Origin of the sequence: Aeromonas popoffii (assembly GCF_000820025.1) — a bacterium.
GTDB classification, from domain to species: Bacteria; Pseudomonadota; Gammaproteobacteria; order Enterobacterales; family Aeromonadaceae; genus Aeromonas; species Aeromonas popoffii.
Window position 1 is genome coordinate 205,786 of the sequence record NZ_CDBI01000091.1, and the last position, 20,812, is coordinate 226,597.

General features: G+C 60.9%; 24 protein-coding genes. 15 read left to right on the top strand and 9 right to left on the bottom strand.

Annotation, left to right across the window (positions count from 1 at the left end):
* The first annotated feature begins 128 nt into the window (after positions 1–128).
* The 5 genes from rlmB to BN1129_RS19830 all read left to right on the top strand — a co-directional run bounded on the left by rlmB (position 129) and on the right by BN1129_RS19830 (position 4,009).
* Positions 129–878: a 23S rRNA (guanosine(2251)-2'-O)-methyltransferase RlmB gene (rlmB, locus tag BN1129_RS19810; protein WP_042038853.1), complete on the top strand. Its 750-nt coding sequence runs from the start codon at positions 129–131 to the stop codon at positions 876–878.
* 10 nt (positions 879–888) lie between these two features.
* Positions 889–1,455 (top strand): Crp/Fnr family transcriptional regulator, encoded by a 567-nt coding sequence (locus BN1129_RS19815; protein ID WP_042038855.1) that lies wholly within the window; start codon positions 889–891, stop codon positions 1,453–1,455.
* A gap of 57 nt (positions 1,456–1,512) precedes the next feature.
* Positions 1,513–1,962: a GNAT family N-acetyltransferase gene (locus BN1129_RS19820; protein ID WP_042038857.1), complete on the top strand. Its 450-nt coding sequence runs from the start codon at positions 1,513–1,515 to the stop codon at positions 1,960–1,962.
* A 217-nt stretch (positions 1,963–2,179) separates the two neighbouring features.
* Positions 2,180–3,040 carry a DMT family transporter gene (locus tag BN1129_RS19825; RefSeq protein WP_042038859.1) on the top strand — a complete coding sequence of 287 codons (861 nt, stop codon included), beginning with the start codon at positions 2,180–2,182 and terminating at the stop codon, positions 3,038–3,040.
* A 132-nt stretch (positions 3,041–3,172) separates the two neighbouring features.
* Positions 3,173–4,009 carry a DMT family transporter gene (locus BN1129_RS19830; RefSeq protein WP_042038861.1) on the top strand — a complete coding sequence of 279 codons (837 nt, stop codon included), beginning with the start codon at positions 3,173–3,175 and terminating at the stop codon, positions 4,007–4,009.
* Positions 4,010–4,054: 45 nt separating this feature from the next.
* Here BN1129_RS19830 and BN1129_RS19835 read toward each other — a convergent pair whose 3' ends face one another.
* Positions 4,055–4,903, bottom strand: a complete 849-nt coding sequence (locus BN1129_RS19835) for an alanyl-tRNA editing protein (protein ID WP_042038862.1) — start codon at positions 4,901–4,903, stop codon at positions 4,055–4,057.
* 110 nt (positions 4,904–5,013) lie between these two features.
* Positions 5,014–6,249 carry an Nramp family divalent metal transporter gene (locus tag BN1129_RS19840; RefSeq protein WP_157013488.1) on the bottom strand — a complete coding sequence of 412 codons (1,236 nt, stop codon included), beginning with the start codon at positions 6,247–6,249 and terminating at the stop codon, positions 5,014–5,016.
* A 222-nt stretch (positions 6,250–6,471) separates the two neighbouring features.
* Here BN1129_RS19840 and rpsF point away from each other — a divergent pair, with 222 nt between their 5' ends.
* The 4 genes from rpsF to BN1129_RS19860 all read left to right on the top strand — a co-directional run bounded on the left by rpsF (position 6,472) and on the right by BN1129_RS19860 (position 8,462).
* Positions 6,472–6,861, top strand: a complete 390-nt coding sequence (gene rpsF / locus BN1129_RS19845; RefSeq protein ID WP_005313395.1) for a 30S ribosomal protein S6 — start codon at positions 6,472–6,474, stop codon at positions 6,859–6,861.
* A 30-nt stretch (positions 6,862–6,891) separates the two neighbouring features.
* Positions 6,892–7,122, top strand: coding sequence for a 30S ribosomal protein S18 (rpsR, locus tag BN1129_RS19850; protein ID WP_005313392.1), 231 nt, complete (start codon positions 6,892–6,894; stop codon positions 7,120–7,122).
* 49 nt (positions 7,123–7,171) lie between these two features.
* Positions 7,172–7,618, top strand: coding sequence for a 50S ribosomal protein L9 (gene rplI / locus BN1129_RS19855; RefSeq protein WP_042038867.1), 447 nt, complete (start codon positions 7,172–7,174; stop codon positions 7,616–7,618).
* A 100-nt stretch (positions 7,619–7,718) separates the two neighbouring features.
* On the top strand, positions 7,719–8,462 hold the full coding sequence (locus BN1129_RS19860) for a ferredoxin--NADP reductase (RefSeq protein WP_042038868.1): 744 nt from the start codon (positions 7,719–7,721) through the stop codon (positions 8,460–8,462).
* Between the two features lie 35 nt (positions 8,463–8,497).
* Here BN1129_RS19860 and BN1129_RS19865 read toward each other — a convergent pair whose 3' ends face one another.
* Both BN1129_RS19865 and BN1129_RS19870 read right to left on the bottom strand, forming a co-directional pair.
* Positions 8,498–8,869, bottom strand: coding sequence for a hypothetical protein (locus BN1129_RS19865; RefSeq protein WP_042038869.1), 372 nt, complete (start codon positions 8,867–8,869; stop codon positions 8,498–8,500).
* A gap of 19 nt (positions 8,870–8,888) precedes the next feature.
* Entirely contained in the window at positions 8,889–9,185 is a 297-nt protein-coding gene (locus tag BN1129_RS19870; protein WP_042038871.1) for a hypothetical protein, read from the bottom strand.
* A 255-nt stretch (positions 9,186–9,440) separates the two neighbouring features.
* Between BN1129_RS19870 and BN1129_RS19875 the strand changes: the two genes are divergently transcribed.
* Positions 9,441–10,421, top strand: coding sequence for a hypothetical protein (locus BN1129_RS19875; protein ID WP_042038872.1), 981 nt, complete (start codon positions 9,441–9,443; stop codon positions 10,419–10,421).
* A gap of 7 nt (positions 10,422–10,428) precedes the next feature.
* On the opposite strand, the gene fos is transcribed toward BN1129_RS19875, so the two are convergent.
* On the bottom strand, positions 10,429–10,830 hold the full coding sequence (gene fos / locus BN1129_RS19880) for a fosfomycin resistance glutathione transferase (RefSeq protein WP_042038937.1): 402 nt from the start codon (positions 10,828–10,830) through the stop codon (positions 10,429–10,431).
* 29 nt (positions 10,831–10,859) lie between these two features.
* A complete protein-coding gene (locus tag BN1129_RS23625) occupies positions 10,860–11,027 on the bottom strand; it encodes a hypothetical protein (protein ID WP_162265158.1) in 168 nt (55 codons plus the stop codon).
* A gap of 44 nt (positions 11,028–11,071) precedes the next feature.
* Between BN1129_RS23625 and BN1129_RS19885 the strand changes: the two genes are divergently transcribed.
* Genes BN1129_RS19885 through gshA form a run of 4 tightly spaced genes read left to right on the top strand, consistent with a single transcriptional unit; the run spans position 11,072 to position 16,994 of the window.
* Positions 11,072–12,061: an NADP-dependent oxidoreductase gene (locus tag BN1129_RS19885; RefSeq protein ID WP_052449384.1), complete on the top strand. Its 990-nt coding sequence runs from the start codon at positions 11,072–11,074 to the stop codon at positions 12,059–12,061.
* Positions 12,058–12,495, top strand: coding sequence for a YqaA family protein (locus BN1129_RS19890; protein WP_042038875.1), 438 nt, complete (start codon positions 12,058–12,060; stop codon positions 12,493–12,495). Before BN1129_RS19885 ends, BN1129_RS19890 begins: the two co-directional genes overlap by 4 nt.
* Before the next feature lie 26 nt (positions 12,496–12,521).
* Positions 12,522–15,335, top strand: a complete 2,814-nt coding sequence (locus BN1129_RS19895) for a M16 family metallopeptidase (protein WP_042038876.1) — start codon at positions 12,522–12,524, stop codon at positions 15,333–15,335.
* Positions 15,336–15,395: 60 nt separating this feature from the next.
* Positions 15,396–16,994 (top strand): glutamate--cysteine ligase, encoded by a 1,599-nt coding sequence (gene gshA, locus BN1129_RS19900; RefSeq protein ID WP_042038877.1) that lies wholly within the window; start codon positions 15,396–15,398, stop codon positions 16,992–16,994.
* 85 nt (positions 16,995–17,079) lie between these two features.
* On the opposite strand, the gene BN1129_RS19905 is transcribed toward gshA, so the two are convergent.
* A complete protein-coding gene (locus BN1129_RS19905; protein WP_042038879.1) occupies positions 17,080–18,870 on the bottom strand; it encodes an AMP-dependent synthetase/ligase in 1,791 nt (596 codons plus the stop codon).
* 183 nt (positions 18,871–19,053) lie between these two features.
* Between BN1129_RS19905 and BN1129_RS19910 the strand changes: the two genes are divergently transcribed.
* On the top strand, positions 19,054–19,599 hold the full coding sequence (locus BN1129_RS19910) for a hypothetical protein (protein ID WP_042038882.1): 546 nt from the start codon (positions 19,054–19,056) through the stop codon (positions 19,597–19,599).
* Positions 19,600–19,605: 6 nt separating this feature from the next.
* Here BN1129_RS19910 and rimI read toward each other — a convergent pair whose 3' ends face one another.
* Both rimI and BN1129_RS19920 read right to left on the bottom strand, forming a co-directional pair.
* Positions 19,606–20,055 carry a ribosomal protein S18-alanine N-acetyltransferase gene (gene rimI / locus BN1129_RS19915; RefSeq protein WP_042038883.1) on the bottom strand — a complete coding sequence of 150 codons (450 nt, stop codon included), beginning with the start codon at positions 20,053–20,055 and terminating at the stop codon, positions 19,606–19,608.
* 62 nt (positions 20,056–20,117) lie between these two features.
* A complete protein-coding gene (locus BN1129_RS19920; RefSeq protein WP_042038884.1) occupies positions 20,118–20,606 on the bottom strand; it encodes a DNA polymerase III subunit psi in 489 nt (162 codons plus the stop codon).
* Between the last annotated feature and the right edge of the window lie 206 nt (positions 20,607–20,812).

Here is a 20,812-nt window from a genome sequence, read left to right on the forward strand (position 1 = left end):
GTCTCTCTGGTATGATGCGTCATCATTTAGCGACCGGTGACGACGCCAGCATCATGGTGGTCAGGCTGCCGGTACGGCCATTTTTCTTCGGGGCGCATTCATGCGACCTGACACCACGGATCTTGAACATGAGTACTGAACTGATCTACGGCATTCACGCTGTCACCGCGCTGCTGGAGCGCACTCCCGAGCGTTTCATCGAAGTGTGGGCCCTCAAGGGCCGGGATGACGACCGGCTGCAACCCTTGCTGACCGAGCTGGAGTCCCTCGGCCTCAAGGTGCAGAGCGTGAACCGCAAGACCCTTGATGACAAAGCGGAAGGCAACAATCACCAGGGCATCATGGCCAAGGTGATAGAGGCGCCCAAGCTGGCCGAGCACGATCTGGCCAGCCTGCTGGACGAGCTGGTGGCACAACAGAGCCAGCCCTTCCTGCTGGTGCTGGACGGGGTGACAGATCCGCACAACCTCGGCGCCTGCCTGCGCAGCGCCGATGCAGCTGGCGTGCATGCGGTGATAGTGCCGCGGGACAAGGCCAGCGGCCTGACCTCAGTGGTGCGCAAGGTCGCCTGTGGCGCCGCCGAAGTGGTGCCGCTCATCCAGGTCACCAACCTGGCTCGCACCCTGCGTGAGTTGCAGGAGCGCGGCGTCTGGCTGGTTGGCACCGCTGGCGAGGCGGATCACGATATCTATCAGGCCAAACTGACCGGCCCGATGGCACTTGTTATGGGCGCCGAAGGCAAGGGCATGCGCCGTCTGACTCGCGAGCATTGCGACGAGCTGGTGAGCATCCCGATGGCCGGGGCCGTCTCCAGCCTCAATGTGTCGGTGGCAACGGGCGTCTGCCTGTTTGAAGCCGTGCGTCAGCGTCGCGCCTGAGGCGAACGGGATGGACAGACCCCCGTTTAGCCGGGATCGGGTCATGAATGAGCAGGAGGCCGCGCGCCTCCTCTCTTTTGCCCGTCCGCTGACATTAACCCCCCGCACCTGTCTCTGGCATGCGGGCGACAGGCCCGACCTGCTGGTCAGGGTGGAGCAAGGGCTGCTACGGGCCAAGGTGGTGCTGGCGGATGGCCGTGAGTACATCAAGGAGTTCTACTGGGAGGGGGACGAGTTTATCGATTTCCACCATCTGCTCAGTGGTGAACCTGCCCGCTACAGCGTGGAAGCGCTGGAGCCCTGCCGTTTGCAACTCTTCAACCTTGGCGACTTGCGTCAGCTCTCTTGCTGGCCCGCCTGGTATCACCACCTGCTGGCGGTGCAGTTGCGGATCAAAGAGGAGAAGGAGTTGCTCTTGCTGACCGAGAGCCCTCAGGCCCGTTATCAGCACTTTCTGCAACGCTTTCCCGAGCTGGACGCCAGGGTGCCGGATCACCAGATCGCCGCTTATCTGGGCATCACCCCCATCAGCCTGAGCCGTATTCGCAAACGGTTGAAGGATCTTAACAAAAGTTAATGCTTGCGCCTGCGCGGCTGGCTATGCTGCCCTTCTCATCATGAGCAAGGAACTTCCATGAACTGGTCCCTCAAGTCTTTTGAACAACTCGACGTCAACGAACTGTATGAACTGCTCACCCTGAGATCCCGCGTCTTCGTGGTGGAGCAGACTTGTGTTTTCCTCGATATGGACGGGGTCGACAAGCGTCCCGACGTGCAGCACCTGCTCGGCTGGCAGAATGGCGTGCTGGTGGCCTACGCCAGACTGATGGCGCCCGGCGTGGCCAAGTCGCATCAGGTGGTGATCGGCCGGGTGGTGACGGCGCCCGAGGCCAGAGGCGATGGTCTGGGTCACCAGCTGATGCAACAGGCGCTGCAAGAATGCGAACGGCTGTGGCCCGGGATCAGCATCTATCTGGGCGCTCAGGCGCACCTGCAGGGTTTCTATGGTCGTCATGGCTTCACCGCCGTGGGCGAGCCCTATCTGGATGATGACATTCCCCACATCGGTATGACCTCCTTTTAATATCTTTTAGGCATAACAATGAAATTATTATGTCTTGAGGTAGTAAAGAAAACGGGTGCTCGCCGCCATATTACTGGGTACCCTCTGAATGATTAATCGGCAACTGTTGATGGATATGTTTAAAAATGGTTTTTTACCCCATTAATACTGAACAAGATTCAGCGATTGAGCCGTTGAGCCATTTTATCTGCGTTCGCCACACGAGTGGCTGTCGCTGATGGAGCTGTTGCGCAAGCGGTTCGCTCTGGACCTGCAAACCTTCGCCATCATCACTCTGGTGCTGGGCAATCTGGCCCAGGCCTTCTCCGATGTGCTGGTCAAGCTGATCGGCCCCGGTTTCAGCCCCTTCCAATACATGGTCCTGCGCCAGCTGCTGACCCTGCTGGTGCTGCTGCCCTTCATGCTGCGTGTGCCGAGAGCGGCTTGGGGACTGGGTGCCTGGAAATGGCACCTGCTGCGCGGTCACCTCTGTCTGCTCGGCGGGGGTGGCATGATGCTGGCCCTGACCCAGCTGCCGCTGGCCACGGCCAACGCCATCTTCTATGTCTCTCCGCTGCTGACCCTGCCGCTGGCGGCCTGGTTGCTCAAGGAGAAGATCCACTCCCGGGTCTGGCTGTTGGGGGGCATAGGCCTGCTCGGGGTCGTGTTCGTGCTCAAGCCGGGGGATTTTCATCTGGCGGGACTGGGTGCCTTGGTGACCGCCTTCACCCTGGCGCTGTTCAACGTGACCGGCCGCAAGTTGCCAGCGGGTATCTCTGTGGTGGCAACCCTGTTCTGGGCCAACCTGCTGGCGTTGCCGTTGACGGCGGGGTTGGCGGTGAATCAATGGCAGCCGGTGGACTGGCGTCTGCTGGCGCTGATCGGTGGCAGCGCGGTGATGCAACTGCTCTACCATGCCAGCTGCATCTACGCCTATCGGCAGGTGGAGGCCAACCGTATTGCGGCAACCGAATATTCAGGCCTGATGTTCGTGGTATTGCTGGGGATCTGGCTGTTTGGCGAGATCCCGGTCTGGAACCTCTGGGTCGGGATGGGCTTTATCCTGCTGGCCATCCATTGGCAGCGTCGCCTGAGCTAGGTCACTCTGCTCTCCTCCCTATGACAAACCGGCTGTTGGCCGGTTTGTCATATGAGCATCTTATGAAGCCGATCTCGGTTGTTGCACCGAAAGTAGGGTAGTCTGTCCCGCTCTTAGTGACAGGAACCCGTCGTGACACCCACCCTCTTTGCGGCCATCCTGCTGGCCGCGCTGTTGCACGCCCTCTGGAATGCGCTGGCCAAGCGCCAAGCCGAGGGGCGCGTCAGCGTATTGCTGGTCTCCCTCTGCTCCGGGCTGTTTGCCGCCCCCTTCTTGCCGCTGGTGGGACTGCCTGTGCCTGCCGAATATCCCTGGCTGGCGCTATCCATCCTGCTACATTGCGGTTATTGCCTGTTTCTCGGTCGGGCCTATCGGCTGGGGGAGTTCGGCCAGATCTATCCGCTGGCCCGTGGCAGTGCCCCCCTGGTGACCCTCTTGCTCGGGGTGCTACTACTGGGGGAGGTGCCAGGTGGAGTGGCGGTAGCGGGTGCTGTGGTGCTGGTCAGCGGGGTGTTGCTGATGGCGTGGCGTGGCGGCATCAGGCTGGTGCCTGCAGCTCTGCGTGCCGTGCTGATCACGGCGCTGTTCACCGCCGCCTATACCCTATCCGATGGCGCTGGCGCCCGCTCGGCCGGGGCGCCTGTGCGCTATACCCTCTGGTTGTTTGCCCTGACGGCTTTGATGATGCCGTTGCTGATGCGCTGGCAGAGTCGCACCGCCTGGCACGCGCACGATCTCGCGGCATGGCGTACCGGTGCGCTCGGCGGCGCCCTGTCACTGCTTGCCTACGGCATCGTCATCTGGGCCATGACCCAGGCGCCCATCGGGCTGGTGGCGGCGCTGCGCGAGAGCAGCGTGTTGTTTGCTGTGCTGCTCTCCTGGTGTTGGCTGGGGGAGCCGTTGGGGCGGGTGCGGCTGTGGGCCGCGCTGGTGATCCTCTGCGGTATCCTGCTGATCCGCCTCGGCTGATTGATGACGACGTCAGGCCGGGATACGTCCGGCCTGACGTTTGACTTAAGGAGTGACCCGGGTGACCAGGGTGAAGCCTTCCTCGCAGGGGGCCAGTTGCACCCGAACCTGGCCCAGTTCTGCCAAGTTGCTGACGTGGGTGCCGCCGCAGGGGATGGTGACCTCCGCTCCTGCCAGCATGCAGTGCCAGTAGCGCGAATCTATGATGGCTTCGCCGGTCCGGCTGCGGCGGATCTCGCCACCGGCTGCCAGCCAGTCGGCCAGCTGCTGGTTGATCCTCTCTTCTATCTGCGCCAGCTCCGCCAGCAGCGCCTCGCTGTTGACCCCCTTCTTGCGCAGGCTCTTGCCGATGCGGTACTGCTCTTGGGAGCCCATGGGCTCGACCCGTGAGCTCTGGATGGCGAGGCGGTCAAAGTCGGGCTGATCCAGCGAGTCGCGCTCGCTCACCTCTTTGCGCCAGTAGGGAACCAGCACCCGGTTGAGGGCCAGCGCCGCCAGATGGCAGCCGCTGTGGCCCAGGCTCAGGGCATCGCGGGCAGCGGCATCTACCTTCAGTTCAACCCTGGAACCCACCGCCAGAGAGTGCTGGCCTGCCAGGGGATGTACCACCACGAAGGCCCACCCTTCGGCGCCACGCTTGACCGGAATATCGGTGTCCACGAACAGTGCTCCTTCGGGGCTGATGGCCCCCATGCGGCAGGGGCCCACGCTGGCGTTGCCGCCATCCCAGCAAACCGTGCCCACATCGCCTGGCTGATCGGGCCAGAGGTGGCTCTGGGGATGGAAAGGGGTGAGGTCGGTCACCAGCAGGCTGGTGTCGCCGCTCTGGCAGAAGACCACGCTGGCCTGTTCATGATGGTGGCCCAGTACGAAGCTGGCTCGAGTGTGTTCCATGGATGGCTCCTGCGAATCGAAGAGGAAGAGAGAGCCGCAGCATACGCCAAAGTGCAGACCGGCTCATTAACCTGGGTTAATAAGCCGGCCTGAATAGCGGGTTGTGAGCGCTAGATCATGGCGACCAGCAGGTAGGCGTTGAGCCCGATCACCAGTGCGACGATGAGGCGGCCGACTGCCTGAGTCACCGGATGGTTGCGATACTCGCCCATCAGCGCCCGATCGCCGGTCAGGATCAGCAGTGGAATGAGCGCGAGCGCGATGCCGAAGCTCAGCACCACCTGGCTCAGCACCAATATTTCGGTGGTGTTGAGCCCCATAGCGATCACCACAAAGGCGGGGGCCATGGTGATGACGCGGCGCAGCCAGAGCGGTATGACGAAGCGCACGAAGCCTTGCATCACCACTTGACCGGCGAGCGTACCCACCACGGTGGAGGAGATGCCGGAGGCCACCAGTGACAGGCCGAACAGGGTGGCGGCGGCCTGCCCGAGCAAGGGAGTGAGCGTCTGGTAGGCGGTTTCGAGTTCGGCCACTGGCTGGTGAGCGCCGTGGAAGGCGGCGGCCGCCACGGCCATCATGGCCAGGTTGACGAAGCCGGCTATGGTCATGGCAATGGCGACGTCCACCCGGGTGGTGTGCAGTCGCTGGGGCACTGTGCCTTGATCCAGGGTGTGCTGGGTCAGCGCCGAGTGCAGGTAGATGACGTGAGGCATGACTGTTGCACCGAGCACGCCAGCGGCCAGGTAGACGGCGTCGCTGTTGGGTAGGCCGGGGAAGAGGGCGCCTTCCAGCAGGCTCGGCAGATGAGGGCGGGAGAGCACCAGCTCGACGATATAGGCCGCTGCCACGCACAGCAACAGGCCGCCAACCACGAACTCCAGCGGCTTCTGACCGCGGGATTGCAGCATCAGAATGCCCCAGGTGACCACGGCCGTGATGCCGGCACCCTCCAGCAGGGTGATGCCGAGCAGCAGCTTGAAGCCCACGGCCGCACCGATGAACTCGGCGAGATCCGTGGCCATGGCGATGATCTCCGCCTGTACCCAGTAGGCCCAGACCGCCGGTTTGGGCAGCCGGTCGCGGATGTGCTCCGCCAGGTTCTTGCCGGTGACTATGCCGAGCTTCGCCGAGAGGGTCTGCACCAGCATGGCCATCAGATTGGCCCATACCACCACCCACAGCAGTTGATAGCCGAAGGTGGAACCGGCCTGGATATTGGTGGCGAAGTTGCCCGGGTCTATATAGCCGATGGCGGCGATAAAGGCGGGGCCAAGCAAGGTCAGTTTGAATTTGCGGGCCGGAATGGCCGTGGTCAGCGCGGGTTGCATGGCAACACTCTCCATAAGATGATGGAGAGAGAATAGATCTAAATGATAATTATTATCAATTGTTGTGTCGTATCATACCCATAGATAAAAACATCTGCGGCGGCCAGTTGCAGTGGGGGATGTGATTTCGTACAATACGCCGCCCTAGAAAGCAGTGTCTAAACACACCATACGTTCCTTGCCTCCGAGGTCTGGCTGCACCTGGGCGGAGGCTGAATTAATCCGTAAGGAGCTAAAATGCGTCATTACGAAATCGTCTTCATGGTTCATCCGGACCAGAGCGAGCAAGTACCCGGCATGATCGAGCGTTACACCGGCGCTATCACCACCGCGGGTGGTACTATCCATCGCATGGAAGATTGGGGCCGTCGTCAACTGGCTTACCCGATCGACAAGCTGCACAAAGCTCACTACGTTCTGATGAACGTGGAAGCAGAGCAAGCCGTTATCGATGAACTGGAAACCAACTTCCGTTTCAACGATGCCGTTATCCGCAACATGATCATGCGCACCAAGCACGCCGTGACTGAAGTTTCTCCGATGGCCAAGGCCAAGGAAGAGCGCTTCGTCCGTCGTGACGACGAGCGCCGCGAAGATACTGTTGAAGCAGCGTCTTCCGAAGAGTAATTCTGGATCACTGAATAGAGGATAAAGGCCATGGCACGTTATTTCCGTCGTCGTAAGTTCTGCCGCTTCACTGCCGAGAACGTTACCGAGATCGACTACAAAGATATCGTTACTCTGAAAAACTACGTCACTGAATCTGGCAAGATCGTACCGAGCCGTATCACCGGTACCCGCGCCAAGTATCAGCGTCAGCTGGCACGCGCCATCAAGCGTGCTCGTTACCTGGCTCTGCTGCCGTACACCGATCTGCACAACAAGTAAGAATCGGCCCGGCACTTAAGCCTAACTCAACTTTTATAGAGGAAAGGTAATGCAAGTTATCCTGCTCGACAAAATCGCCAAACTGGGCGGTCTGGGTGATCAAGTCGCTGTTAAAGCTGGCTACGCCCGTAACTATCTGATCCCGCAAGGCAAAGCCGTTATGGCTACCAAGGCCAACATCGAGACTTTCGATGCTCGCCGTGCTGACCTGGAAGCCAAACTGGCTGCCGGTAAAGCTGCCGCTGAAGAGCGCGCTGCCAAGCTGGGTGAACTGGCTGCTGTTGTCATCGCCTCCAAATCTGGCGACGAAGGCAAGCTGTTTGGTTCCATCGGTACCCGTGACGTGGCTGATGCCATCACTGCTGCCGGCGTTGCTGTTGCCAAGAGCGAGGTCCGCATGGGCAACGTTCTGCGTAACACCGGCGAGTACGAAGTTGTTGTTCAGCTGCACGCTGACGTTAAAGCAACCGTACAAGTTCAGGTTGTTGCCCTGTAATAGCGTTTCGCTGTTGCAAAAAAACCCGCGCATTTGCGCGGGTTTTTTATTTTGGGAACGAGGGGTAAAGTGAGGTTCTGTTCCTCTGGAGGAGAGCCTTATGGCAGCCTGGGTCGAAGGTAGGGTCATCGAGCGTATCGAATGGACCCCCACCCTGTTTTCCCTGCGTGTGGAGGCCGAACTGGCCCCCTACAAGGCAGGGCAATTTACCAAACTGGCCCTTGTTCAGGGTGATCGCCGCATCCAGCGGGCCTACTCCTTCGTCAATCCGCCTTCTGCGCCGTACCACGAGTTTTATTTCGTCGAGATCCCCGATGGCGAGCTGACTCCCACTCTCGGTTCCCTGCAAGCGGGCGACACTCTGCTGGTGCAATCCCAGGCGACCGGCTTTCTGACTCTGGATGAGCTCCCGCCCGGCCGCGATCTCTGGCTGCTCTCTACCGGTACTGCCATCGGCCCCTTCCTCTCCATGCTGGCGGACGGCGAGGCCTTCGACCGCTTCGAGAATCTGGTGCTGGTACACGGGGTACGCAAAGGGGAGGAGCTGAGCTATCAGCCGCTTATCGCCAGTTTTACCGAGCAGCAGGGGGCACGCTTTCGCTACGTGCCCTTCGTCAGCCGTGAGACCTGGCCCGGTGCGATGGCAGGGCGGATCCCGGCGGCCATCGCCAACGGCCAGTTGCAGGAACGGGTGGGGCTGGATTTTTCAGCGGAGTCGAGCCAGGTGCTTATCTGTGGCAATCCGGCCATGGTGAAGGAGACTCAACAGACCTTGCTGGCATTGGGACTGGCTAAGAACCTGCGGCGGGCGCCGGGCAATATCAGTGCGGAGAATTACTGGTAGTCCAACGAACACAGGGGCCTAGTGCCCCTGTGTGATTACTGCGGTGGTGGCGGTTGGTTCTGCTTGCCGTTCCCGTTGCCATTGCCCTTCTGCTTGTTATGGCCCTGACCCGGATTATTGCCGCTGTGAATGCTGCGGTTGTAGTGATCCCGGTACTTGCCATCCATCTTGTCACAGTTGAGTTTGATCCGGCTGTCGCCAATACCAAGATCCAGGCAGTTGTTCTGCCACCAGTCGTACTCTTTGTCATCCCAGTCGAGATTGATCTTGATGCCATCACCGGAGATCTTGATGCCATCGCCATTCCTGCTGGGGGGGGGGGCCGCAAACGCGATGCCGTGCGCCATGAGCAGGGAGAGCAGCAGGGCGCCGCGATGGATAATGGGGTTGTGTTTGGTTTGGGTCATCGCAAGGGTACTCCTGTCGTTACTGGCCACTCTGCGAATTGGCAGGGATCTGGTTGGTTTTCGGTGGCTGGTTGCGGTTCTCTTCATCTTTTAGATTGAATTTGACCGCCTCGCAGTCGGCCGGCGCGGTTTCGCCGCCCCCCAGATCGAGGCAGTCGTTCTGGGGCCAGCCGAACTGCGTGTCATCCCAGTTCAGATTGAATGCAAGCTCATCGACGGAGAATTCGGAGCCACTGCTCTCTTGATAGTGCTGTGTCGCTGCGGCGTTGCCGGTAACCAGAAGAAGGGAGAGTAGCAAAGTGGTCTTACTGTTCATGATGGCCTCTGATAATTGCAACGGTGGATGAGTCTACAGACCGGGGCTGAACCTGAGCGGAACCGTACTCCATCTCACCACATGATCAAGTCAGGCAGGGATTGTATCGCTTTTCTGCTGCCGATTTGTCCGTTTTGGTCGCACTCTGGGCAGCTGGTTGTCAATCTGAAGGAATTCAGTCATTTGCACTTCTCTGTGCGAGTCTGGCGACTATAATCGGCAGCCAACTTTTCCTGCACAGCACACCCCTTCATCATGACCACACAGGACTCCTCCGCGCTGCGCTACCCCAAGGGGTGGTTTGCTCTGACGACGGTATACAGTTTCACCGGGCTGGCCATTCTGGCCTCCATCATCTTCTCCCTGCTGCTGTTCCTCTCCATCGATGACAACCCGCTGATGAAGTGGCTGTTCGGCGGGCTGGCCATCATCTTTGAACTGGGCAAGTTCTACGTCTGGTACGAGTATGGGGAGTGCAAGGCGCGGCGGGATCTGGGAGGGGCCTTTTGGTCGCTGCTGTTCTACAGCGTGCTGGCCGCCATCTCCATCGGCGGCAGTATCGGCGGCATCAATAGCGCCACCAACACCATACTGAGCCAGCAGGCGCATCACGAGCGGGAACTGGCCCGTTTCGACGAGCAGATCGCCAGCATAGAGCGCCAGATCCAGCTCAACGAGGAGGCGGCCCGCAAGTACATAGAAATGGCACGTATCTCCAGCGGTGTCAGCGGCTTGCAGCAGGCCAACACCAAGCTCAGGTTGCAGCAGGATGAGTTGCGCCAGGAGCGGGATGCCAAGCCGGTCAATGAGCAGTCCTCCATGCTGGGGCTGATGAGCAGTCTGGCTGACGGCGTGGGCATGAGCATCAGCCAGGTGCAGTTCCTGTTAGTCTGCTTCCTCTCCGTACTGCTGGATGTGTTTGGCGCCTTCTTCGTCAGCCTGATTGGCGAGGAGAACCGCTTTCGCCGCATGTGGCTGTGGCAGCAGGCGCGGGAGCAGGCTGCGTCTGCGGCCACTCCCCCGGAGGCGAGCAGGCCGGAACCCGAGCCCGCTGTGGTGGCCCAGGTGCGTTCCGTGTTGGAGAGCGGCGAGCTCAAGTGCAGCAAGCGCTCGGTGGCACTGGCCCTTTCGCTCTCGTTGGAAGAGGTGGACAGGGTATTTCAGCATCTGCTGGCCCAAGGGGTGCTGGGGCAGGGCAGCAATCGCCACTATCACTTGCGTACTGAAAGCGATTGAATCCGGCTTATTCGAACCAGACTAGGCCCTCATAAGGACGTGTTTTGAGTGAATCCAGGCGACTTGCAAGGTCGCCAACATGGATCTCTAGTTGATGACCATCCGGGTCTTTTAAATAAAACGATTCCCCTTCGCTACTATTGGTCTTCCACTCTTCTATGCCCGCTTGACGCAGGTGGGCACAGAAAGCGGGAAAGAGCTCTGCCGAGATGCTCAAGGCAACATGGCTGTAGTCTTTAGCTGGTTGGGGATTATCGCAAGAAAGGCAAAGCCACAAATTACCCTGCGTTAAATAGGCTCCGCGAGCCCATTTCACCCTAGGGCGAAAGCCCAATAAATCCACATAAAACGCAAAGCTCCGGTCAAGGTCTCCTGTTGCCAGGGTCAAATGGTTTAGTCCGCCAAGTATCATTTCTCTATCTATCCAACATATGAGCGTTAGTGAGTCAGCACCATCATCAGGCTGAGGAAGGCGGCTAGCCCCCCACCTATGCCGATGATCCAGTAAAACCCCTTGGCCCCCTGTTTGAGCGGGATGCGGAAGTAGAGCAGCAAGGCCCACCACCCCAGTGCCAGCAACAGAGGAATAAGAAACATTCGAGCCATGGTGTCCTCGCTGTTATTCTGTTGACCCTTGATCAGTCAACAGGATGGATTGTGCAATGACGCAGCTACAGATTACCGCATTCGGCGACCCCTCGGTACTCAAGCTCAACCCTTCGCAGGACAAGGTGCCCGCCGAGGGGGAAGTCCGGGTGCGCATCTGCTTTGCGGGAGTCAATCCCATCGATGCCAAGACCCGGGCCGGCCTCGGCTGGGCGGCGGCCCAGAACAAGGACAATCTGCCCTGGACACCGGGGTATGATGTGGCTGGCGTGATTGAGACGGTGGGCCCGGGTGTCACGGCGCTGGCAGAGGGGGATCAAGTGTGCGGCATGGTGGGCTTTCCGCTGGCAGGTGGCGCCTATGCCGACAGTACAGTGGTGAGCGAAGAGGCACTGGTCAAGCTCGATGGCATCAGCCTCATGCAGGGCGCAGCCCTGCCGCTGGCCGGTCTTACCGCCTGGCAGGGGCTGTTTGAACATGGCGGCCTCAAAGCCGGGCAGCGGGTGCTGATCCTGGCCGGTGCCGGTGGTGTTGGCCATTTGGCGGTGCAGTTTGCCAGCGCTTATGGCGCCGAGGTGGTCGCCACGGCCAGTCGTGACAATCACGATTTTCTCCATAGACTGGGTGCCGACCAGCGGGTGGATTACCACGACGCTGACTGGGCCGCGCAGATCCTGGCCCAGGGGGGGCAGGTCGATCTGGTGCTGGATCTGGTGGGCGGCGAGAGCGGCAAGGCGGCGCTTGCTTGCGTCAAGCCCGGTGGCCGTCTGGTGACAGTGCCCACCATCACGGCCCAGCAGATCAAGGATGCGGCGGCCGATACCGGCATAGAGGTGCTCGGCATGCTGGTGCACCCCGACAGCAAACAGCTGGCCCAGATGCTGAACCTGCTGCGCCAGGGGGATGTGCACATCACAGTCGGTGGCGAGTTTGCCCTGGCCGAGGGGGCGCAGGCCCATCAGGCCATCGAGGGTGGTCATGTCCGTGGCAAGCTGGTGCTGCGCATGCCTGCCGCCGATGGCCTGCCCGGATGAATGGCATTGCCGAGATGGGGCTGGGCTGGCTGTTTCTGAGTGCCTTCACCTCCGCCACCTTGCTGCCTGGCAGCTCGGAAGTGCTGCTGGGCGCCATGGCGGTTAAGGGAGAGTGGAGCATGACCAGCTTGCTGCTGTGGGCGACGCTCGGCAATACCCTCGGCTCCATGACCACCTGGTGGCTCGGCTGGCTCGCCACCTTCAAGAAAAAGCCGGAAGATTTTCAAGGCCGTGGGGAACAAAAAGCCCTCGGCTGGCTCAAACAACATGGTCACTGGTGTCTGCTGCTGGCCTGGACGCCTGTTGTTGGTGATGGCCTCTGCCTGCTGGCCGGTTGGCTACGTCTCTCCTTCTGGCGCTCTATCATCCTGATCGGGGTCGGCAAATTATTGCGTTATGCCCTGGTTTTTCTGTTGGCCAGTCATATTTTCTAGCCCTTTTCTTCACTCACGAGGTAACCGTGAACAAACTCATTCCATTAAGTATTCTGCTGGGTTTCACCCTGCCTGTGCTGGCCGCCCCCATCCTGGTGTCCGAGCAGGTCAAGGAAGAGGGCAAGCTTGGCATCCCTTACCAGATGTTCAGGCTGGACAACGGTCTGACCGTGATCCTGGCGCCTGACAAGTCAGATCCCCTGGTGCATCTCGACGTCACCTATCATGTGGGCTCGGCCCGCGAGCAGGTGGGCAAGTCCGGGTTTGCCCACTTCTTCGAACACATGATGTTCCAGGGCTCAAAACACGTTGGCGATCAGGAGCACATGCGGATCATCAACGAGGCGGGTGGCGACATGAACGGCACCACCAACAAGGATCGTACCAATTACTACGAGACGGTGCCGGCCAATCAGCTGGAGAAGGTGCTCTGGCTGGAGGCGGATCGCATGGGCTTCCTGCTCGATGCGGTGAGCCAGAAGAAGTTTGAGATCCAGCGCGCCACCGTCAAGAACGAGCGCGCCCAGCGGGTCGATAACCAGCCATACGGGCTGGTGAGCGAGAAGGTGGGGGAGGCGCTCTACCCGCGCACCCACCCCTACTCCTGGCAGCCCATCGGCTATGTAGAGGACCTGGACCGGGTCGGGGTGGATGACCTCAAGCAGTTCTTCCTGCGCTGGTATGGTCCGAATAACGCTACCCTGACCCTGGGCGGCGATTTCGATACCAAACAGGCACTGGCCTGGATCGAACAGTACTTCGGTTCTATCCCGCGTGGCCCTGACGTGGCCGAGCCGACCCCTGAGCCGGTGACCCTGCCCGAAACACGCTACCTGACGCTGGAGGACAAGGTCCATCTGCCGCTGCTCTACATCAGCTATCCGACCGTTGCCCTTGGCGATCCGCAGGAGCCGGCGCTGGACATGTTTGCCGACGTGCTCGGCGGCTCCGCCAGCTCCATGCTCTACCAGTCGCTGGTGAAAACCGGCAAGGCCATCGACGTGGGCGCCTCCCATTACTGCGAGGAGCTGGCCTGCACCCTGACCGTCTACGCCTATCCCAACCCGGCGGTGGATGGCAGCCTCAAGACCCTCAAGGGGGAAGTGGACAAGGTGATCGGCGAGTTTGCCGGTCGCGGCCTCAAGCCAGAGGATCTGGAAAAAGCCATCAACAGCTATCGCGCCTCGGCCATCTGGGGGCTCGACAGCGTCTCCGGCAAGGTGAGCCAGCTTGCCATGGGCCAGGTGTTTGCCCAGGATCCCAACTACGTATTCAAGCGACTGGATGCCATCGGCAAGGTGACCCCGGAGCAGGTCAAAGCGGCTTATGAAAAGTTCATCGTGGACAAGCCGGCCGTGGTGCTGAGCGTGGTGCCCAAGGGCAAGACGGATTGGCAGGTGGCCAAGCCGAACTTCACCCCCGCCAAGCGCGAGCTGCCCGATTACAGCCAGCATGGGGAGCCGCTGGCGCTGCGCCCGGTCAAGGACACCTTCGATCGCAGCGTGCAGCCCAAGGCGGCGGATGCGGTCAGCGTTAAGGTGCCCGCCATCTGGCACGGTAAGCTCGACAAGGGGATCGAGATCATCGGTACCCAGAGTGACGAGATCCCGGCCGTTTCCATCATGATCGCCCTGCCGGGCGGTATACGGGCCGAAGGCAAGGGAGAGCTGGGGCTTGCCAACCTCACCGCCAGCATGATGGGACAGGGCTCGGTGCGCCTGACCGAGGCCCAGCTCAGCGACGAGCTGCAAAAGCTCGGCTCCAGTGTCAGCGTCTCCAGTGCCCAGTACAGCAACCTCATCACCATCAGCTCGTTGGCCGACAAGCTGCCGCAGACTCTGGCGCTGGTGCGCGAGATGTATGAGCGGCCCGGCATGCGCGAGGCCGACTTCGAACGGGTCAAGGCGCAGCTGCTGCAGGGGATGAAGCAGAGCGAGCAGCAGCCCGAGTGGCTGGCCAGCCAGGCGTTCCGCGAGTTGGTCTATGGCAAGGAAAACCGCCTCGGCCAGCCCAGTGATGGCGTGCTGGCTGATATCGAGAAGCTGACCCTGGCGGACGTGAAGCGTTTCTATCAGAACTACTACAACCCGACCAACGCCAAGGTGGTGGTGGTGGGGGACGTGGCCCAGTCCCAGGTGGAGGAGCAACTCGGCTTCCTGACCCAGTGGGCGGGGTCCGCGCCAACCCTTGGCAGCCTCAAGCCCAAGGGTGAACAGGCCAAGCCGGGCATCTACCTGGTGGACAAGCCGGGGGCGCCCCAGTCGGTGATCCGCATCGGCCGCCGCGCTATGCCGTTCGATACCACGGGAGATTACTTCACCGCAGGGCTGATGAACTTCAACCTGGGGGGTAACTTCAACAGCCGCATCAACCTCAATCTGCGGGAAGACAAGGGCTACACCTACGGTGCCAGCTCGGGCTTCTCCGCTAATCGCGAGGTGGGCACTTTCGCCACCGGCGCCAATGTGCGGGCGGATGCGACCGTGGATGCCATCCGCCAGTTCCTCAACGAGATGGAGGGCTATCGCACGACCGGCCCGACCCCGGTGGAGCTGGACTACATGCGCAGCGCCGTCTCCCAGCAGGATGCACTCTCTTACGAAACCCTTAGCCAGAAGGCTGGCTTCCTGCTGCAGATGATCATGTATGACCTGAAGCCTGACTATGTGCAGGCCCAGAATCAGCTGATCAAAACGGTGTCACCCGAGGTGCTCAAAGCCAGCGCCGCCCGTTGGCTCGATCCGGCCGACATGGTGATTGTGGTGGTGGGCGACAAGCAAAAGCTTGAAAAACCCCTGAAGGAGCTTCATCTTCCCATCTATCCGCTGCAGCTGCCCTGAGGGCGCTTCATAAAATAGTGCCGCCCCCCTGTGGGGCGGCCACACATTTGAGCTGTGAATATGACCACGACTAGCTTGTCACTCACCGAATTGTTGACCGCCCTGGGTTCGCCGGAACGGCTGACGGCCCTCAAGGGGATCCGGCGCGGGATCGAACGTGAATGTCTGCGCATCACGCCGGAAGGGACCCTCTCCCAGAGGGATCACCCCAGGAGTCTGGGCTCGGCCCTGACCCATGCCAACATCACCACCGACTACTCGGAGAGCCTGCTGGAGTTCATTACCCCGGCCACCGACTCTATCGACAGCCTGCTCGAACAGCTGGGCGACATCCATCGCCACGCCATCCATCATCTTGGTGACGAGCGTATCTGGCCGCTCTCCATGCCCTGCTTTGTTGGCGATGAGGAGAGCATACGGCTGGCCCAGTACGGCAGCTCCAACATCGGCAAAATGAAGACCCTCTACCGGCAGGGGCTGAAGAACCGCTATGGCAGCCTGATGCAGGTGATCGCCGGGGTGCACTTCAACTTCTCCATGCCGGACAGCTTCTGGAGCGAGTGGCAGGATCTGGTGTGCGAGGGTTGTTGCAGCCAGCGCTTCATTTCTGACAAGTACATGGGGCTGATTCGCAACGTCTACCGCTTCGGCTGGCTGGTGCCCTATCTGTTCGGCGCCTCGCCGGCCATCTGCGACTCCTTCCTAAAGGGGCGCAAGAGCAACCTGCCGTTCCAGAAGATCGGCAAGGGCACCCTCTATCTGCCCTATGCTACCGCGCTGCGCCTATCCGATCTTGGTTACACCAACAGCGCGCAGGCGGGTCTCAAGATCAGCCACGACAACCTGCCCGCCTATGTGAGCAGCCTGCGCCGTGCCATCAACACCCATGATCCCGATTTCGCCAAGATAGGGGTCAAGGTGAATGGCGAGTACCGTCAGCTCAACGACAACGTGCTGCAGCTGGAGAACGAGCTGTATGCCCCGATCCGGCCCAAACGCACCCCGCGCAGCGGCGAGAAACCCTCGGATGCGCTGGAGCAGCGCGGCATCGAATACATAGAGCTGCGCACAGTGGACGTGAACCCCTTCACCCCGTTCGGCATCGATGTGGATCAGATCCGCTTCTTCGATCTGTTCCTGGTCTGGTGCCTGTTGCGCCCGTCCCCCGTGTTGAGTGACGAGGAGATGGCCCGCAATCGCCGCAACCAGAACAAGGTGGTGCTGGAGGGGCGTCGCCCCGGCCTGGAGCTGGAAGATGAGCAGGGCAACGCCATCGGCCTCAAGGAGCACGGCGTCAAGCTGTTCGACGAATTGGCTCAGGTGGCCGATCTGCTGGATCGCTGCTGTGGCCGCAACGGCTACCGCGAGACCTTGGCCATGCACAGGGAGAAGCTGCTCAACCCGGAGCTGACCTACTCAGCCCGCCTGCTCAAGCAGTTGCTGGAGAGCGGTCAGGACAACGGCTGCTTCGGCGACGAGCTGGCGAGCCGCTATCGGGAAGAGATGCTGGCAGGCGATTTGCAGTACTGGGATCCGGCCTACTTCGCCGCCGAGGCGCGCGAGTCCCTCGCCAAGCAGCGGGAGCGGGAACGCAGCGACAGCCTGTCGTTCGATGATTTCCTGGCCGATTATTTTGGTACCAGCACGACGACAGCCTGATGCCAGGCCCGCACAAACAAAAAGCCGCTCGAGTGAGCGGCTTTTTTATTTCCTTGAACCTGTGCGGGATCAGGCGTGGTGGTACTCAGACATGGTTATACATGGCCTCGATCTCGCTCTGGTACTTGGATTCGATGATCTTGCGGCGCAGTTTCATGGTGGGGGTGATCTCCCCCAGCTCCATGGAGAAGGCGCTTGGCAGCAGGGTGAACTTCTTCACCTGCTCGAACTTGGCCAGCTCCTTTTGCAGGTCCTGGATGCGGGCATCGAAGAACTCCATCACCCGGGAGTGGCGCAGCAGCTCGGTCTTGCACTGGTATTGCAGGTTGATGGAGCGGGCGTACTCCTCCAGCGACTCGAAGCAGGGCACGATCAGCGCCGAGACGAAGTGACGGGCATCGGCGACGATGGCGATCTGCTCGATGAAGCGATCCTTGCCGATAGTTCCCTCCACCAGTTGCGGCGCCACGTATTTACCGTTTGAGGTCTTCATCAGCTCTTTGAGACGCTCGGTGAAGTAGATGTTGCCGTCGCTGTCGAGCTCGCCCGCATCGCCGGTACGCAGGAAGCCGTCTTCGGTCATCACCTCGGCTGTGGCATCGGGCTTGTTGTAGTAGCCGCGCATCACGGTCGGGGAACGCACCAGCAGCTCGTTGCTCTCACCCAGCTTCACTTCTATGCCGTTGAGGGCCGTGCCGATGGAGCCCAGCTTGAACTGGTTGTCTTCGTAACAGCAGACGGTGGCCGTGGTCTCAGTCATGCCGTAGCCGTACTTGAGGTTGAGCCCCATGGCCTGGAAGAAGAAGTTCACGTCGTCGGCCAGACGGGCGCCTGCCACCGGCAGGAAGCGGGTGCGACCACCGAAGCGGGCGCGCAGCTTGCGAAACACCAGCCGCTCAGCCAGCCAGAGCTGGGCGTAAAGCAGCGGCGAGGTTGCCTTGCCAGCCTGACGGCTGGAGACAAGCTGCTTGCCGACGCCGGTGGCCCAGCCGAACAGGGCACGACGCAGGCGTGGCGCCTGAGCCACCTTGGCCTGGATCATGGCGTAGGCCTTCTCGTAGAGGCGCGGCACGGCGCACATGACGGTCGGCTGCACTTCACCGATGACATCCATCACCTTCTGCGGATCGCGGATATAGACGTTCTCGGCGCCGCAGTAGAGCACGTAGTAGGTCCAGGCGCGCTCGAACACGTGACTGAGCGGCAACATGCACAGCGACACATCCTGCTCGTTGAGATCGAGGCGGCTGTTGTGCATCTCGAAGCAGGCGGCGATGTTGGCAAAATCGAGCATAACCCCCTTGGGTTCACCCGTGGTGCCCGAGGTGTAGATCAGGGTCAGCAAGTCATCCATCCGGTACTGGGTTTCCCGTATCCGCAACTCCTGCTCGCTGGCCTGATGGTTGCCGGAGACCAGAAAGGCCTGGAAGTGGCTGGCCTCTGGGCAGTCACGCAGGTTGACCTTGCCATCGAGGGCGACGATCTGGCGGATCTCGCCATCTTTCAACAGCGTGAGCGCCTGATCGAACTGGGCCTGTTCACCGACGAACAGCAGACCTATGTTGGCATCTCGTACGATATAGCGCAGTTGCTCAAGGGTGCTGGTGGGGTAGATTGGCACGCTGACACCGCGGGCGGCGAGGATGCCGAGATCGGCCTGGGTCCACTCCGGCATGTTGCGGGCGTAGAGGCCGACCATTTCGGTGGGCTGGTGGCCGGCGCGGATCAGCGCCTGAGCGCAGTAGTCCATGGCCTGTCCCAGAGTACGCCAGCCGATGGCACGCCATTGGCCATCCTGTTGTACGCGCAGGGCGGCCCTGTTGCCAAGCCGGGCGATACGTTCACGCATCAGTCGAACCAGATGGAGTTTCGGCATCAGTCAAACATCCTCAAGTAACAGTTGTACGCCCGCAGGGGCACCAAAAAATTGCGCTGGAGTTTAAACTCTAAGATTACAGCTTACAAGTGTGCGCCGTTTGTCTTGGATCACAAAGTCAGCAATCAGGGCAAACTTGAGGCATGATGGGTGGTGATGAGTTGGATTCGTTTGGGGGTGTCTATGAGTGTCGGGATCAAGGGGGTGGTCACAGGGGTATTGCTGTTGCTGGCCGGGGCTGGCGGGCTCTGGTTTGCGCTGGGGGATATGGCCAGCGAGGAAGAGAGCCCCTGGCTGAGCGGCGCCGACGGATACGCCAAGGCGCAGCAGCTGGCCCAGCTCAAGGGCTATCCACTGCTCTATGTGATCGAGCGTGCCAAGTGCCGACGCTGCATGCTGCTGGACGCCACATTGTGGCAGTCACAGGAGATGGCGCCCGTGTTGGCCAGGCTGGTCAAGGTGCGGCTCAATCCGGATGCGGGGGATGGCAGCGAGCACATACTGCGCAGCTTCCCGCAGGTGGTGACCCTGCCCGGCATCTATGTGCAGCAGCCGGGGGAACCGCTCAAGCCCATCAAGATAGTGGTGGATCTCCAGCAGATCTGGATGCCGGGTGTCACCTGGCAGCGCGGCTTCTTCATGCCGTTGTCGGCGGCTGGCTTTGAAGCCGTGCTGCACACCACCCAGAGTCTGCAGGATCCGGCTCTCGACAATGCGCCGCTGCTGTGAGGCGGCCTAGCCGAAGTCGAACAGGCGTGACATGAGCACGGCGTCTTCCCGATCCTGGCCAGTACCGTAGTAGTCGGCCCGGCGGCAATACTCGGCAAATCCTGCGCTCTCATAGAGGCCGATGGCGGTCCGGTTGCTGTCGCGCACCTCCAGGAACCAGGCCTTGGCCCCCTTCGCCTTGCTGCGCGCCAGATATTCCTTCAACAGCGCCCGTCCCAGCCCCTTGCCCTGAAAGTCGGGGTGCACGCAGATGTTCATCAGCGAGCTGTCGCCCGCCACCAGATCCGAGATGTAGAAACCGGCGGGGCGGCCATCCAGCAGCATCAAGCCATTGAGATAGCGCGGCCCGAAGCAGGAGATCAGGTTTGCCTGGCTCCAGGGCTCCTTGTGGGCGGCCTGTTCTATGGGGTAAATCAGCTCGAAATCTGTCTCGAGCAGGGGACGAAACTCAGGCATGGTGACTCCGGGTTGGGTCGGGGCGGCGGAAGGAAAGGGGCAGATCCGGGCAACAGGGTTGCTTAACCTAGGCGCGATCTGAGTTGCTGCCACAGCGCCCGTTTCTGGGCCGGTGTCGGCGTGAGCGGGCAGACCAGCGCATCGGGCCAGGCGGGATCGGCCAGTTCCAGCCAGAGCTGGGGTGGCTTGTGCCCGGTGGGCAGCCTGGTCAGCAGCGTCACCTCGTCGACGGTGATGCCGAGCAACTGGCACAGATCTGCCAGCAGGGTCGGGGCGGGCAGGCGAGGGGCCAGGATCCAGAGCTTGCCGGCCGGCGGCGTGTCGAGCTCAGATTGGGCCAGTGCGACGGAAGGCGTATCCCGAGCAGGGGCCGGCGTGACGGTTTCCTGGTTGTCTGGGGCTGTATGGACCCCCAGCAGGGCCGGGCGGCGCAGTTGCCAGCTCTGTATCCCCATACGGGCCAACAGGGTTTGACGCATCAGATCGGGCGTGAGGCCGCTTGGCTCAAGGGATGGCGCCTGATGTGTGCTCTGACGCACGGGATCTTGCATGGGCTGTGGCTCTGTCTTGATTTGCATTGGTGAAAAAAGCTCTGCGCAGGGTACACTCGAACGCGTTTTGCTGCATCTTTTGCGGTATGTTTTAGCCAGGAGTGGTGGCCCAGCGCCTATGCGCCAGACGGTTTTGTCCGCAGGTGGCCTCGACACAATACAATCAGCAGAACAGGGAACATTCGACCGAGTTGCGGGTGTGCCGG

Excerpts from the sequence above, each read along its gene's own strand:
- BN1129_RS19865 (WP_042038869.1), bottom strand. The coding sequence starts at position 8,869 with ATGACCCAAACCAAACACAACCCCATTATCCATCGCGGCGCCCTGCTG.
- BN1129_RS23625 (WP_162265158.1), bottom strand. The coding sequence starts at position 11,027 with ATGGCTCGAATGTTTCTTATTCCTCTGTTGCTGGCACTGGGGTGGTGG.
- BN1129_RS19890 (WP_042038875.1), top strand. The coding sequence starts at position 12,058 with ATGAATGGCATTGCCGAGATGGGGCTGGGCTGGCTGTTTCTGAGTGCC.
- rimI (WP_042038883.1), bottom strand. The coding sequence starts at position 20,055 with ATGCCTGAGTTTCGTCCCCTGCTCGAGACAGATTTCGAGCTGATTTAC.
- BN1129_RS19870 (WP_042038871.1), bottom strand. The coding sequence starts at position 9,185 with ATGAACAGTAAGACCACTTTGCTACTCTCCCTTCTTCTGGTTACCGGC.
- gshA (WP_042038877.1), top strand. The coding sequence starts at position 15,396 with ATGACCACGACTAGCTTGTCACTCACCGAATTGTTGACCGCCCTGGGT.
- rpsF (WP_005313395.1), top strand. The coding sequence starts at position 6,472 with ATGCGTCATTACGAAATCGTCTTCATGGTTCATCCGGACCAGAGCGAG.
- BN1129_RS19825 (WP_042038859.1), top strand. The coding sequence starts at position 2,180 with ATGGAGCTGTTGCGCAAGCGGTTCGCTCTGGACCTGCAAACCTTCGCC.
- BN1129_RS19910 (WP_042038882.1), top strand. The coding sequence starts at position 19,054 with ATGAGTGTCGGGATCAAGGGGGTGGTCACAGGGGTATTGCTGTTGCTG.
- BN1129_RS19860 (WP_042038868.1), top strand. The coding sequence starts at position 7,719 with ATGGCAGCCTGGGTCGAAGGTAGGGTCATCGAGCGTATCGAATGGACC.
- BN1129_RS19835 (WP_042038862.1), bottom strand. The coding sequence starts at position 4,903 with ATGGAACACACTCGAGCCAGCTTCGTACTGGGCCACCATCATGAACAG.
- BN1129_RS19905 (WP_042038879.1), bottom strand. The coding sequence starts at position 18,870 with ATGCCGAAACTCCATCTGGTTCGACTGATGCGTGAACGTATCGCCCGG.
- BN1129_RS19875 (WP_042038872.1), top strand. The coding sequence starts at position 9,441 with ATGACCACACAGGACTCCTCCGCGCTGCGCTACCCCAAGGGGTGGTTT.
- rpsR (WP_005313392.1), top strand. The coding sequence starts at position 6,892 with ATGGCACGTTATTTCCGTCGTCGTAAGTTCTGCCGCTTCACTGCCGAG.
- rplI (WP_042038867.1), top strand. The coding sequence starts at position 7,172 with ATGCAAGTTATCCTGCTCGACAAAATCGCCAAACTGGGCGGTCTGGGT.
- BN1129_RS19920 (WP_042038884.1), bottom strand. The coding sequence starts at position 20,606 with ATGCAAGATCCCGTGCGTCAGAGCACACATCAGGCGCCATCCCTTGAG.
- rlmB (WP_042038853.1), top strand. The coding sequence starts at position 129 with ATGAGTACTGAACTGATCTACGGCATTCACGCTGTCACCGCGCTGCTG.
- BN1129_RS19820 (WP_042038857.1), top strand. The coding sequence starts at position 1,513 with ATGAACTGGTCCCTCAAGTCTTTTGAACAACTCGACGTCAACGAACTG.
- BN1129_RS19840 (WP_157013488.1), bottom strand. The coding sequence starts at position 6,249 with ATGGAGAGTGTTGCCATGCAACCCGCGCTGACCACGGCCATTCCGGCC.
- BN1129_RS19815 (WP_042038855.1), top strand. The coding sequence starts at position 889 with ATGGACAGACCCCCGTTTAGCCGGGATCGGGTCATGAATGAGCAGGAG.
- BN1129_RS19885 (WP_052449384.1), top strand. The coding sequence starts at position 11,072 with ATGGATTGTGCAATGACGCAGCTACAGATTACCGCATTCGGCGACCCC.